Below are 13,373 nucleotides of genomic sequence, written 5' to 3'. Positions count from 1 at the left end.
CGGTCGAAGTCCCGTTCAGCTCAATTGCGGCCCGCAGGCACCACGCCCGGCCACTGCGCCAGGAACGGCTGCGCGATCTGCGGCTCGGCTTGGGGAGCCCGCGCGATTCGCCTGACGCGATGCTTGTGAGTCCGGCCGATCGAGCTGGTCGCCTCGCGGGCCATCTCGATGCGGGCGACCTGCTGGCGGATCTCACCCGTGGCCGTGCGGAGCTGCTCGATGCCGATCTCGCTGGTTGCCGCGGCCGCGCGCAGCCCGCCGAGATCGGCCGAGGCATCCTCCTGCGCCGAGCGGAGGCGGATCGTGTAGCGCTTCAACAAGGCGATGTCGGACTCGATCTTGTCGGCGGTATCGCGGCGGCGCGCTTCGCTGTCGTCGGCGGCGGTGCGCAGCGTCGCCAGGCCGGTCTCGGCACTGCTGAGGCTGGCGCGGAGCTGGACGATCTCACCGGACGTGTCGGCCTGGTTGTCGCGCAGCCTGGCCGTCTCGGCCTTGAGCTGGGTGAGCTCCGACGTGAGGGCCGCGACGCGAGTCTCCAGCGAGGGCGCCCCCGTCGCGAAGGAAAAGCTGTTGGCGCCATTGCTCCACCACATCACGCCGGCACTCGCTGCGAGCGCCAGGCTCAGGACAATTCGTAGAGAGGCCGTGCCGCTGCTCGGCGGGGCGTCCGGCGTCTTGGTGGATCTGCGCATCGACTGGTCTCCGGGATTTGATTGGGACCATTATGACCATATTAAGGTTGCCAATGTTCTAAGCGCGCCGCGCTGGCGCAACTTTTCATGCACGTAGATTTGCGGGGCACGCGGTGTCGGCCGTGCCGGCTCGAAGCCGTGCGTTGAACGCGATTGCACCGCTGAAACGCATCTCGAAGTTGCGCGTGCATCATGATGCGCCGTTGACATCCGCAGTTCGACGAGCGCGATCCCGTGCGCATCACGAGCATCCCGGAAAACGCTTCGCACGTGTACCAGATCATGCTCTAGAATCCGGTGATGTCCGACACTCCGACTCCCGCCGCGCCCCCGGCATTTGATGAGCTCGCCGAAGCGATCAGGAATCGCCGCTCGGTCTATGGTCATATCAGCGGGCTCCGGATGGACCGTTTCGCGCCCGGCGAAGCCTGGTCGACCTTGCCCTATCGCCCCGTGTTCGTCGGTGACAGCGAGACCGGCGTGATCCATGGCGGCGTCGTCACCGCGATGCTCGACGAGAGCTGCGGCATGGCGGTGCAGCTCGCGCTCGATGGCAGCCGTGCCATCGCGACGCTCGATCTGCGCATCGACTATCAGAAACCGGCGACGCCCGGCCTCGACATCAAGGCGCATGCCGTGTGCTTCCGCGTCACGCGCTCGATCGCCTTCGTGCGTGCGACGGCCTATCAGGAGGAAGAGAGCGAACCGGTTGCGACCGCAACGGCCTGCTTCATGGTCGGCGCCAATCGCACCAACATGCTGACCGATCGGCCGGCCTTCGGCGGCGCGCCGCCGCCGCTCGAGGCGCCCGAGGATCCGACGGGGCCGTTCGCCACCAGCCCGTTCGCGCGCTGCCTCGGCATTCGCCTTGCGGAGAACGACACGCTCGTGATGCCGTTCTCGCACCGGATCATAGGCAATCCCGTGCTGCCGGCGATCCATGGTGGCATGACCGGCGCATTCCTGGAAACAGCGGCGATCATCACCGTGATGCGTGAGCTCGGCGCATCAGCGCCACCGAAGCCGATCGGCCTCACCATCAACTATCTGCGTTCGGGCCGCGCGCTCGACAGCATCGCGTCGGCATCGATCGTCAAGCAGGGCCGCCGCGTGGTCGCGTTCGAGGCCCGTGCCTGGCAGGACGATGCGACGAAGCCGCACGCGACGGCCTTCGGCCATTTCATGCTGCGGCAGGCGCCGGGGCAGGAGCAGGACTGAGCCGAGACCCTGAAGGTTGTTGCTGCGGGGGAGCGGCGAGTTCACGGCTTGCGCAGGATCTTGTCCATCGCTTTGCCCTTGGCCAGCTCATCGACCAGCTTGTCCAAATAGCGGATCTCCCGCATCGTCGGTTCTTCGACATCCTCGACGCGGACGCCGCAGATCGTGCCCCTGATCAAGGTCCGCGACGGATTCATCGCCGGCGCTCGCGCGAAGAAGGTCTCGAAATCGGTCTGTCGGTCCAGCTCAGTCTCGAACTGCTTCTGACCATAGCCCGTCAACCAGCAGATGACCTGATCGACCTCTGCCTTGGTGCGTCCCTTCTTCTCGGCCTTCGCGACATAAAGCCGGTACACGCTTGCGACACTCGTCGTGTAGATGCGGTGTTTCGCCATGACTGCTCCCTCTCTGAGCTTGATATCATGGAGCGGCCCGTTCGTGCACGTTGGACACGGAGCGCTAGCCCGGCAGGAACATCGGAAACGACACCCCGAGCGACCACGCCAGGATCAGGCCGAGGCCGATGCCATCAGCCATCGGCGAGCCGGTCCTCCGGCCGACGCAGCCGCCGATCAGTCCGAACACCGTGAAGAACAGCACGATCACGGGAATGATGATCAGCAGAAAGAACAGCCGCTTGAAATCGAGCGCCACCGCGCCGCCGAGCGAAGCCAGGAAGGCGGCTCGTATCCACACCGTGCGCCACAGCGCCGCGTGGCCCCCTTGGTTGGCGATGCTGTCGGCCAGCATGGCGGGCACGGCGCCCACGGCGATCGCCGCGATGATCGGCAGGCGGGCCGCGATCGGCATGAACGATGCGACGTAGCGGTCGAGCGCGCCACCGAAAACGATGATGCCGTAGGCGGCCAGCGCCAATGCCGAGACCCAGGCGACGCGGCCGAAGCGAACACCCCGCAGGCGCAGCAGCGAGAGCGACAGCGCGCCATAGACGAGCAGATGCGCGGCGAGATAGTCCGCGACCAGCACGGGCAGGAAGCGCGTCTCGACGAACCGCAGCACGATCGGCGTGACGACGGCCGGCACCAGCGTGGCGATCGCAAGACTGCGCAGCGGAATTGCGGGTGGCGGCGCATCGCCCCTCGGCAGCAGCCCGGCCAGAGGCCATGCCAGCAGCACGATGCCCGCGAGCAGCAGCGCGATCGCGCCGCCGGTCGCCGCCACCGGGCCGCTGCTCGTGCGGCCGAACACCCGGTCGAGCCAGTCGCGCGCCTCGCGCAAGGCCGTCGTCGAATACAGCACGCTGACATGCTCGACCCCGGGGGCAACGACGGCGCGGCGCCCGCCATTCCCCGCGGGATCGTCCACCGTGTCGCCCTCGCGCGCGGCGGGATCGGCGAGCCTGAGGTTGCGTAGCGCGTCCCTGCGCAGGGCTGTCTCCCATTCGCCCGTGATGATCAGCAGATTGCGCGGCGTGCTCGCGCTGACGGCTTCGGAAAACATCGAGATCGCCACCGTCGCGCTGATGCGCGGATCGGCCAGGGCCTGGCGCACGATGATGTCGGAAGCCATCGAATGCCCGAGCAGGGCGACCCGGCCATCGGTGCCCGGCAGAGACAGCGCGGCGTCGGTGACGCGGCCGACCTCGCTCATCAGCTTCCGGGTGGTGCCATCGACGCGCGTGACGTCGCCGGACATCGGGCTGGGATTGCGGCCATGGCCCTCGAAATCGAACGCGACGGCGACATAGCCCGCCTGCGCCAGGGTCAGCGCATAGGCCTCCATGAACTGGCGCGAGCCTGCGAAGCCATGGGCGATGACGACGACCGGCGCCGGCGCTGCGCCGTCGCGCCGATAGATGGTGACGGGTGTCGTGCCGGCCTTAAGCGGAGTCATCGTCACACCGGTGCGCTCGGCTTCGAGCCGCCAGATTCCAGCCACGCACAGAGCGAGGCCGGCCAGCGTCGCGGCGAGCAACGCCGCCATACGCATACCTGCGGCGGTTCGTTTGCGCGGTGTGATCTCCATGGCCTGTTCCGTTTCCAACCGACCCCAGGGCAGCCAAATGTGCGGTCACAGCGACAGGCTTCGTGGCGCAGTCGAAGAGCATGTGCCATCGAACGAAACGCACGCGGCTTCGTTGACAACGCCGCGGGAGCCATATTCGGTGAGGCGTGGAGCGGTGACAAGGAGGATGCATGAAACCGGACGTCATCTGTCTGATGGCATCGAGCGTCGATGGCCGGACCCTGCCGAGCCGATGGCGTCCGAAGGGCTCGGGTGATCTGTTCGAGCAGGTGCATGACCAACTCGGCGGCGATGCCTGGCTGATCGGCCGCGTCACCGGCCAGGAATTCGCGAAGGGCACGGCTTATCCGGCGACGACCACCGAGCGCTTTCCGCGCGAGAACTGGATCATCAGGCGCGATGCCAAGGCCCATGGCGTGGTGCTCGATGCCCATGGCAAGATCTGCTGGGGCCGGTCCGACATCGGCGGCGATCCGATCGTGGCCGTGCTCACCGAGGCGGTGTCGGACGCGCATCTCGCGGGTCTGCGCAGCGAGGGTGTCTCCTACATCTTTGCCGGAGCAACCGAGCTCGATCTCGCTGATGTGCTCGACGTCGTCGCGCGCGAGCTCGGCGTCAAGCGCCTGCTGCTCGAAGGCGGCGGCGGGACCAATGGCGCGTTCCTCCGGGCCGGCCTGGTCGATGAGTTCAACCTCGTCCTGTGTCCCGCGATCGACGGCGCCAAGGGCGCGCCCAGCGTGTTCGATTCGACCGAAGCCCACTCGGGCGAGCGGGCTCCGATCACGGCGATGACGCTCGAAAGCTGCAAGCCGCTCGAAGGCGGCGCGGTGTGGCTGCGCTACAGGATCAGCAACGGCTCCGCCTTGCCTGCCCAGGCCAGTCATGGGTGAGAGACGGGATCGCATCATCGTCGTCGGCGCCGGGGCGGCGGGCCTGATGGCGGCGCGCGAGCTCGCCCGCGCCGGCAGGCACGTGACGGTGCTGGAGGCGCGCGAGCGCTGCGGCGGCCGCATCCATCCGCTTGCAGAAGGCGTGTTCGGATACAGAGCCGAGGCCGGCGCAGAGTTCATTCATGGTGAGGCGCCGGTCACGTATCGGTTGCTGGCCGAGGCCGGGCTGTCGGCGCAGCCGATCGAAGGCGCGCGCTGGCATGTCGCGAACGGCAGGTTCTCCGACGAGGATCCGGCCGATCGGCAGATGGACCGGCTGCACGACGTGCTGGCCAGGCTCGACCAGGACCTCACCATCACCACGCTGCTCGAGCGTCATTTCTCAGGCGCGGAGTTCGCTGCCTTGCGCGAATCCGTGCTGGGCATGGTGCAGGGCTATGACGCCGCCGATCCCGACCGCGCCAGCGTGTTCGCGCTGCGCGACGAGTGGATGGGCGGCGAGCGCGGCCCGCAGACGCGCATCGTCGGCGGCTACGGCGCGCTGGTCGATTGTCTTGCCGCCGAATGCCGCGCGCGCGGCGTCACATTTGCGTTTCAATCGGTCGTCACCGCGATCGAGAGCGAAGGCGATGGGGCGAAGGTCCGTTGCGCCGACGGCCGCGCGCACAGCGGGGACGTCGTCATTCTGACCGTGCCGTTGCCGCTCGTGCAAACGATCGCGCTGCCGACGGCGATGCAAGGGCAGGTGGCGGCCACAGCCGACATCGGCTTCGGCAATGTCATCAAGCTGCTGCTGCGGTTCGAGCGCCGCTGGTGGATGGCAGCGAACGAGCACGATCTCTCGGACACGCTGTTCGTGCTGTCGGACGCCGCGGTGCCGGTGTGGTGGACGCAGCACCCGAGCGATCATGCCGTGCTGACCGGCTGGCTCTCGGGACCGCCGACGAGCGCCTACGCTGCGCTCGATGATCCGGCGCTGATCGACATGGGAGTTGCGGCGCTCGCCGACATCTTCGCAAAGCCGGTCGGCGATCTCAGGACGGAACTCGTCGCGGCGTCAGCGACCAACTGGGCGAGGGATCCGTTCGCACGCGGCGCCTATTCCTACGCGACGCTCGACACGCGGCGCGCCCAGGACGTGCTGACGAAAGGTGCCGCTGGACCGGTGCTGATCTCCGGCGAGGCGCTATATCGCGGCCGCGACATGGGCACGGTCGAGGCGGCGCTGGCGAGCGGGCAGCAGACCGCGCGTCGCATTCTGTCGCAGTGATCCTCCGTTGCAGAGGCTGCGGCGCAGCCCTATCGTCGGTCGTCACGATCTGAGAGGACAGTCATGCTCGACCATGTGGGATTTCCGGTTTCCGACTTCGCCCGCGCCAAGGCGTTCTATGCGGCTGCGCTGGCGCCGTTGGGCTATGTCCTGATGATGGAGATCACCGACGCGCAGACCGGAGGCCATGGTGATCATGCCGGCTTCGGCGATGGCCGTCCGGATTTCTGGATCGGCACCGGCGGCACGGCCGCGACCTCGACGCATGTCGCGTTCCACGCCAAGGATCGCGCCACGGTCGATGCGTTCTATCAGGCCGCAATCGCGGCAGGTGGCAGCGATAATGGCGCGCCCGGGCTGCGGCCGCATTATCACGAGAACTATTACGGCGCTTTCGTGCGCGATGCCGACGGCAACAACGTCGAGGCGGTCTGCCACACGCCGGAGTGAGGCGCTTTCGGATGGACTACGCCAACACCGGCATGTGCTCGGCCGCGGCGGCGAGGCTCGGCGCGACCACGATCTCGAGCTGCTGGCGCAGCCAGCGGTGCATCGGATCGTCTTGGTGGCGCAGATGCCAGACCATGTACATCGGCATCGCGGGGCAGGGGACCGGCACCGGCGCGACCGCCAGGCCACGCAGCATGTAGGCGCGCAACAGGCTCGGCAACGTCGCGATCATGCGGCTGCCGCGCAGGAACGGTCCGATGCCGCCGAAGCCCGGCACGTGCGCCGCGAAGCGCCTGACGAGGCCGCGCTCGGCGAGCACCTCGTCGATATCCAACCGGCGGCGCGGCTCGTACAGCACCGTGACGTGGTCGCTGGCGAGATAATCCTCCAGGCTCTCCGGCGGCTCGCGTTGGCTCGCATCGTAGAACACGCGGTAGCTGTCCTCGAACAGCCGCTTCTGCAGGATGTCACTGCCCTCAGGTGGGCGCGGCGTGATGATGAGCTGACAGTGCTCCTCGCGCAGCATGTCCGGCACGGGGGCCCCTGAAGGGATGACGCGCAGGCTGAGGCCTGGCGCCTGCGCGCGGGCGTAGCGCAGCAGCGAGGGCAGCAGCAGATCACGCTGCAGATCATTGGCCGCGATCGTCACCTGCGCCGAGATCTTCGCCGGCTCGAATGCGGCGGCGTGCGAAAAGCTCCTGAGATCGTCGAGCAAAGCCCGGGCGCGCAGCGCGAGCAGCTGCGCATGCGCGGTCGGCACGATGCCGCGGCCGGATTTCACGAACAGCGGGTCGCCGGTGATCGCGCGCAGCTTGTCGAGCAGATGGCTGACGGCGGACTGCGTGACGCCGAGCCTGAGTGCGGCGCGCGTCACCGAGCCTTCCTCGATGACGGCGAGCAGCAGCTGCAGCAGATGGCCGTCGAGGTCCAAATGATCGAATTGGCTCATGGATCAGATCGGTCGCGCGGCCTTTATTGGTTGTGTCATCAGGCGATACTGGCGGCATGGAACGCGCTGTATTTGATCCAGATCAAACGCGACGGTTCAAAGCATCACAGGGGAGGTTTCGATGTCCACCACGTCAGCCCGGCAGCCCGTGCCCGGCACCACCATTTTCGACGGCGAGCAGGCCCGCAAGGGCTATGCGCTCAACAAGATGTGCTACTCGTTCAACGATGCCGCCAACCGCAAGGCGTTCGTCGCCGACGAGGACGGCTATTGTGCGAAGTTTGGCCTCAACGCCCAGCAACGCGACGCGATCCGACATCGCAACGTGCTCGAGCTGATCGAGGCCGGCGGCAACGCCTATTACCTCGCCAAATTCGCCGGCATTTTCGGGCTCGACATGCAGGATATCGGCGCGCAGCAGACCGGGCTGACGAAAGAGCAGTTCAAGGCCAAGCTGCTGGCGGCCAGGGGGTAATCGTCATGGCAAAGATCGTCGGTTGCATCACCACCTCCCACGTTCCGGCCATTGGCGGCGCGATCGCCAAGGGGCTGCAGCAGGATCCGTATTGGAAGCCGTTCTTCGACGGTTTCCCGCATGTGCGCGAATGGCTCGCCAAGGTGAAGCCGGATGTCGTCGTGCTCGTCTACAACGACCACGGCCTGAACTTCTTCCTCGACAAGATGCCGACCTTCGCGATCGGCGCGGCCGACAGCTACAGCAATGCCGACGAAGGCTGGGGCATTCCCCAGACCGCGCCGTTCCAGGGCGACAGCGAATTGTCGTGGCACCTGATCGAGCATCTGGTGAAGGAAGATTTCGATCTCACGACCTGCCAGGAGATGGCGGTCGATCACGCCTTCACGCTGCCGATGGCGCTGTGCTGGCCCGACCAGAAATGGCCGGTGCGGGTGGTGCCCGTCGTCGTCAACACCGTGCAGGCGCCGCTGCCCTCGGCCGCGCGCTGCTACAAGCTCGGCCAGGCGCTGGCGCGGGCGATCGAGTCCTGGCCTGGGGATCAGCGCGTTGTCGTCATGGGCACCGGCGGGCTGTCGCACCAGCTCGACGGCGAGCGCGCCGGCTTCATCAACAAGGATTTCGACGAGAAGTTCATGGCCAGCATGGTCGACGACCCGGCCTGGGCGACGAAATACTCGACGGCCGAGCTGGTCGAACTGTCGGGCACCCAGGGCGTCGAGCTCCTGAACTGGATGGTCGCGCGCGGCACCTTGCCGGAGAAGGTGCGCAAGGAGCACGCCAACTATCACATCCCGATCTCAAACACCGCGACGGGGCTGATGGTGCTGGAGCCGGCGGGCTAGCGGCGCATCGTTGCGGCATTTCAAGAAGGAACAAGCGCGCGGGCCAGATGTCCCGCGCGCTTTTCGTTACGAGCTGACGAGCTAAAGTGGGTTGTCCGACCACTCAGATGTTTGACTTGAGCCCACATCTCACGGCTTGGTCGGCTCACCTCTCCCCGCCTGCGGGGAGAGGTCGGATTGCATCGCAGATGCAATCCGGGTGAGGGGGTACAGGTCTCACCACCAACACTTCCCGTGCGGCTGCCCCTCACCCCAACCTTCTCCCCGTGAAGAACGGGGAGAGGGAGCGCACCGTTCGAAAGGCGCGTGCCCGACTCAAATTGCCAGACGTTACGCCTGCGCCTCCTGCGGCTTCGCGCCCGATTTCAGCGTCTTCATGAACTGCTTGAACGCCGGTGCGAACTCGGCGAACAGCGGCTCGGCGCGATGGTTCAGCATCACGCCGCCGAGCAGCTTGAGCCCGGTGACGAAGGCCTTGCTCTCATTGTGGTCGAACAGGTCGCGGCGCTGGAAGCGGGCGACGATCTCGTTGAGATCGTCATGGTTGGTGAAGGTGAAGTCGTAGCTCGGTCCCACGCGGTCGTCGGTGCGTGGGCTGATGTCGGTCACTTCGATGGCGTAGGCGTGGGGCATCTCTTGGCTCCTCACAGATGGCAGAGTGGTCAGGTCGCGGCGCCGTCGTCGTCGCCCTGGATCTCGGCGATGGCGCGGGTGAGGATGTCGCTGACGCGCTTCGCTTCTGCCTCGCTCCAGCCGGGGCGGTGCATCTTGAGCGCCATCTTCAGCGTCTGCACGGTCTGCAGCACCTGCTCGGGCGGGCGCATGCCGCCCATGGTGCGCGCCATGATGCGCATCCGGCTGAGCAGGCCCTCGATCGCCGCCGCGTCGTCCTTCAGCGCCGCGCGTCCGGCGTCGGTGATGGCGAACAGCTTCTTGCCGCCCTCGGCCGACGCCGCTTCGATCTGGCCCATGTCCTCGAGCAGGCTGAGGATCGGATAGACCGAGCCGGGGCTCGGCGAGTAGGCGCCGCCGACCAGCTGCTCGACCGCCTTGATCAGCTCATAGCCATGGCGCGGCTTCTCGCCGATCAGCCACAGCAGCAGGCTGCGCAGGTCGCCGGGGCCGAAGAACCGTCCGCCGCCGCCGCGCCCGAACTCCTCACGACCACCGCGGCGGCCGTCGCCTTCGAACAGGCCGGGTCCGCGGTGGCGGCCGAAGCCGGGGCCGCGGCCGGCAAGACGAACGTCCTCGCCGGCCTCGTCGAAGCCGTGTCGGCTCTCAGGGTGGCGGCGATGACGCCAGCCACGATGCTCGCGATCGTCGTCCCAACCCGGGCGGCCGAATGTCCAATGATGATGATGTCTCATACGATATGATCTCCGTTGTGCACGAACGATATATCGTTTTAGTATTTCGTTTGTCAATGCCGATCGGCGCGAAGCTCCGGGTTTTCATGTAATGCTTTGAGTTAGCTTATATTTTTACTTCGTTATGGCGTGGCCGCCACCGCATGTCCGGCCGCTGCCTGGTGCGCCGTGCCGCGATGGGCGATCAGCGCGTAGGCGACGGGGACCACGAACAGCGTGAACAGGGTGCCGATGCTGAGGCCGGTGGCGATCACGAGGCCCATGTTGAAGCGCGACACGGCGCCGGCGCCGCTCGCGGTGATCAACGGGATCACGCCGAGCACCATGGCGGCCGTCGTCATCAGGATCGGCCGCAGCCGCACGGTCGCCGCCTCGATGATGGCCTCGGTGCGGTCCTTGCCGTGCTCGCGCAGCTCGTTGGCAACCTCCACCATCAGGATGCCGTGCTTGCTGACGAGGCCCATCAGGGTGACCAGGCCGACCTGAGTGTAGATGTTGATGCTGGCGCCCCCGATGCCAAGGCTGATGAAGATCAGCGCGCCGGCCAGCGACATCGGCACCGACACCAGGATGATGATCGGATCGAGGAAGCTGTTGAACAAGGCAGCCAGCGCCAGGAAGATGATGATCAGCGCGAACACGAAGGTGGTGACGAAGCCGCCGGATTCCTTCTCCAGCTGCCGCGACGCGCCGCCGTAATCGATCGAATAGCCCGATGGCAGCGACGTCGCGATCTCCTTCAGCTTGGCGAGGGCGTCGCCCATCGCCACGCCCGGCATTGCCACGCCGGAAATCGTCGCGGCGTTGATCTGCTGGAAGTGATTGAGCTGTTCCGGGATCGTCTTGTGCTCAAGTCGGGCGACGGTCGACAGCGGCACCATGGCATTGCCGCCGGTGCGGATCGAATAGTCCAGCAGCTGTCCATCCGTCAGCCGGTCGTTCTGCCGGACCTGGGGGATCACCTTGTAGGAGCGGCCCTCCAGGCTGAAATAGTCGAGATAGTTGCCGCCCAGCATGGTCGCGAGCGCGCCGCCGAGATCGCTCATCTTGAGGCCGAGGTCGGCGGCCTTGTCGCGGTCGAACACCACCGTGGTCTGCGGCTTGTCGATCTTCAAATCGCTGTCGAGAAAGATGAACTGACCGCTCGCCAGCGCCTTGGTCATGAAATCGCGCGACACGTCGTTGAGCTCCGAGAACGCGCCGGTGGTGCCGATGACGAACTGGATCGGCAGGCCGTTGCTGCCCGGCAGCGGCGAGGGCTGGAACGCGACCGAGCGCGCGCCGGCGATTCCGTTCAGCAGTTGCTGGAACTCCGGCTGCAGGGTCTTGGTCGTCGCCTTGCGCTCATCCCACGGCTTCAGGACCCAGCCGCCGATGGCCTGCGTCGGGGTGTCGATCTGGAACACGGTGCGCGTCTCCGGCCGCTGCGCGATCAGGCCAAACAGCTGCTGGCCGTAGAACTGGCGCTGATCGAGCGTGGCCGACGGCGCCGAGTTGGTCAGCGACAGCACGATGCCCTGGTCCTCGTCGGGCGCGAGCTCGCTGGTCGAGCTGACATAGAGCCATGGGATCATCGCCAGCAGCAGCAGCGCGAACACCACGACCACCGGCTTGGTGGTGAACACGCTTTCGAGCGCGCGGCGATAGCCGTGCGCGAGCCGTTCGAGCACGTGGTCGATCGTCCTCACGAGCCGCGCCTCGAGCGTGGTCGCATCGCGCTCGGTCCGGCGCAACAGCCAGGCGCAGTTCATCGGCGACAGCGTCAGCGCGATCACCGCCGAGACCGTGACGGCGCCGGCGAGCGTGAAGGCGAACTCGGTGAACAGCGCGCCGGTGAGGCCGCCCTGGAAGCCGACGGGCACATAGACCGCGATCAGCACGACCGTCATGGCGATGATCGGGCTCGCCAGCGCGCGCGCCGACTGGATCGCAGCCTCGACCGGCGCCACGCCCTCGTCGATCAGGCGGTGAACGCTTTCCACCACGATGATGGCGTCATCGACGACGAGGCCGATCGCGAGCACCAGGGCGAGCAAGGTCAGCAGGTTGATGGAGAAGCCCATCAGCAGCATCAGGCCGAAGGTGCCGATCAGCGACAGCGGAATCGCGATCACCGGGATCAGCACCGAGCGCCACGATCCTAAGAACATGAACACGACGACGATCACGATTCCGATCGCTTCCACCAGGGTATGGATCACCTCGTCGATCGACGAGTTCACGAAATCGGTGGAGTCGTAGAGGATCTCGCTGCTGATGCCGTTCGGCAGCTGCCGCTGCAGCTCGGGAAGGATCGCCTTCACGCCGTTGATCACGTCGAGCAGGTTGGCGGTCGGCGCCACCTGGATGCCGATATAGACCGCGGTCCTGCCGTTGAAGCGGGTCGCCGAATCGTAGTCGTCATTGCCGAGCGTGACGCTCGCGACATCGCGCAGGCGGATGATGGCGCCGTTGACCTGCTTCACGACCAGGTTGCGATACTGCTCCAAAGAATGAAGATTCGTTGCCGCGGCGAGATCGACCTGCACCAGGCGGCCCTTGGTGGTGCCGAGCCCGGAGATGTAGTCGTTGCCCGACAGCGCCGTCGACACGTCGGTCGCGGTCAGGCCGTAGGCGGCGAGCTTGTCGGGATCGAGCCAGGCGCGCAGCGCGAATTTCTTGGCGCCGAGCAGTTCGGCCGTCTGCACCCCCGAGACGGCCTGCAGCTTCGGCTGCACCACGCGCGTCAGATAGTCGGTGATCTGGTTCGGCGCCAGCACGTCGCTGGCGTAGCCGATATACATCGCGTCGATGGTCTGGCCGACCTTCAAGGTCAGGGTCGGCTGTTGCGTACCGGTCGGCAGCTGGTTCAGGACCGAGTTCACCTTGGCGTTGATCTCGGTCATCGCCTTGCCGGAATCATAGTTGAGCCGCAGGTTGACCGTGATGGTGCTGCTGCCGGTGACGCTGCTCGAGGTCATGTAGTCGATGCCGTTGGCCTGGGCGATCGCATTCTCGAGCGGCGTCGTGATGAAGCCGGCGATGATGTCGCTATCGGCACCGGCATAGGCGGTGCTCACCGTGACGATGGCGTTCTGCGTGCGCGGATATTGCAGGATCGCCAGCGTCGTCATCGAGCGCAGGCCGAGCACGAGGATCAGCGCGCTGACGACCAGCGCCAGCACCGGCCGGCGGATGAAGATGTCTGTGAAACGCATGGGGGATGGCTCTGTCGGTCGGAGGCTGACGCGA

13 protein-coding genes are annotated in these 13,373 nt (G+C 66.4%); 6 read left to right on the top strand and 7 right to left on the bottom strand.

Features of this window, described 5'->3' with window-relative positions; all coding sequences use genetic code 11:
* Positions 1 to 20 precede the first annotated feature (20 nt).
* The gene (locus tag S58_RS25640) at positions 21 to 692 is read right to left on the bottom strand and encodes a hypothetical protein (protein ID WP_015668299.1); all 672 of its coding nucleotides are present in this window, start codon (positions 690 to 692) and stop codon (positions 21 to 23) included.
* A 300-nt stretch (positions 693 to 992) separates the two neighbouring features.
* On the opposite strand from S58_RS25640, the gene S58_RS25635 reads away from it, so the two are divergent.
* Positions 993 to 1,910 carry a PaaI family thioesterase gene (locus tag S58_RS25635; protein ID WP_015668298.1) on the top strand — a complete coding sequence of 306 codons (918 nt, stop codon included), beginning with the start codon at positions 993 to 995 and terminating at the stop codon, positions 1,908 to 1,910.
* Positions 1,911 to 1,951: 41 nt separating this feature from the next.
* On the opposite strand, the gene S58_RS25630 is transcribed toward S58_RS25635, so the two are convergent.
* Complete coding sequence (locus tag S58_RS25630; protein WP_015668297.1) at positions 1,952 to 2,305, bottom strand: DUF2200 domain-containing protein; 354 nt, start codon at positions 2,303 to 2,305, stop codon at positions 1,952 to 1,954.
* A 64-nt stretch (positions 2,306 to 2,369) separates the two neighbouring features.
* Positions 2,370 to 3,854 (bottom strand): alpha/beta hydrolase, encoded by a 1,485-nt coding sequence (locus S58_RS25625; protein WP_015668296.1) that lies wholly within the window; start codon positions 3,852 to 3,854, stop codon positions 2,370 to 2,372.
* Positions 3,855 to 4,066: 212 nt separating this feature from the next.
* Between S58_RS25625 and S58_RS25620 the strand changes: the two genes are divergently transcribed.
* From S58_RS25620 to S58_RS25610, 3 genes are all read left to right on the top strand, one after another.
* Positions 4,067 to 4,786 (top strand): RibD family protein, encoded by a 720-nt coding sequence (locus S58_RS25620; RefSeq protein ID WP_015668295.1) that lies wholly within the window; start codon positions 4,067 to 4,069, stop codon positions 4,784 to 4,786.
* Positions 4,779 to 6,056 carry a flavin monoamine oxidase family protein gene (locus S58_RS25615; RefSeq protein WP_015668294.1) on the top strand — a complete coding sequence of 426 codons (1,278 nt, stop codon included), beginning with the start codon at positions 4,779 to 4,781 and terminating at the stop codon, positions 6,054 to 6,056. Before S58_RS25620 ends, S58_RS25615 begins: the two co-directional genes overlap by 8 nt.
* A 63-nt stretch (positions 6,057 to 6,119) precedes the next feature.
* Positions 6,120 to 6,506 (top strand): VOC family protein, encoded by a 387-nt coding sequence (locus S58_RS25610; RefSeq protein ID WP_015668293.1) that lies wholly within the window; start codon positions 6,120 to 6,122, stop codon positions 6,504 to 6,506.
* A 16-nt stretch (positions 6,507 to 6,522) separates the two neighbouring features.
* Here the strand turns inward: S58_RS25610 and S58_RS25605 are convergent, their stop codons facing one another.
* Positions 6,523 to 7,455, bottom strand: coding sequence for a LysR family transcriptional regulator (locus tag S58_RS25605; RefSeq protein ID WP_015668292.1), 933 nt, complete (start codon positions 7,453 to 7,455; stop codon positions 6,523 to 6,525).
* 121 nt (positions 7,456 to 7,576) lie between these two features.
* Between S58_RS25605 and S58_RS25600 the strand changes: the two genes are divergently transcribed.
* Positions 7,577 to 7,930 (top strand): protocatechuate 4,5-dioxygenase subunit alpha, encoded by a 354-nt coding sequence (locus S58_RS25600; RefSeq protein ID WP_015668291.1) that lies wholly within the window; start codon positions 7,577 to 7,579, stop codon positions 7,928 to 7,930.
* 5 nt (positions 7,931 to 7,935) lie between these two features.
* Positions 7,936 to 8,775 (top strand): class III extradiol dioxygenase family protein, encoded by an 840-nt coding sequence (locus S58_RS25595; RefSeq protein ID WP_015668290.1) that lies wholly within the window; start codon positions 7,936 to 7,938, stop codon positions 8,773 to 8,775.
* 330 nt (positions 8,776 to 9,105) lie between these two features.
* Here the strand turns inward: S58_RS25595 and S58_RS25590 are convergent, their stop codons facing one another.
* The 3 genes from S58_RS25590 to S58_RS25580 form a co-directional block, all read right to left on the bottom strand.
* A complete protein-coding gene (locus S58_RS25590; protein ID WP_015668289.1) occupies positions 9,106 to 9,408 on the bottom strand; it encodes a DUF3861 domain-containing protein in 303 nt (100 codons plus the stop codon).
* Between the two features lie 29 nt (positions 9,409 to 9,437).
* Positions 9,438 to 10,142, bottom strand: a complete 705-nt coding sequence (locus S58_RS25585; protein WP_015668288.1) for a PadR family transcriptional regulator — start codon at positions 10,140 to 10,142, stop codon at positions 9,438 to 9,440.
* A gap of 122 nt (positions 10,143 to 10,264) precedes the next feature.
* A complete protein-coding gene (locus S58_RS25580) occupies positions 10,265 to 13,339 on the bottom strand; it encodes an efflux RND transporter permease subunit (protein WP_015668287.1) in 3,075 nt (1,024 codons plus the stop codon).
* Positions 13,340 to 13,373: the final 34 nt, after the last annotated feature.

The organism is Bradyrhizobium oligotrophicum S58 (assembly GCF_000344805.1).
Taxonomy (GTDB): domain Bacteria; phylum Pseudomonadota; class Alphaproteobacteria; order Rhizobiales; family Xanthobacteraceae; genus Bradyrhizobium; species Bradyrhizobium oligotrophicum.
The sequence above is the reverse complement of the archived record's forward strand: the minus strand, read 5'-3'. Positions and strand labels throughout refer to the sequence as shown.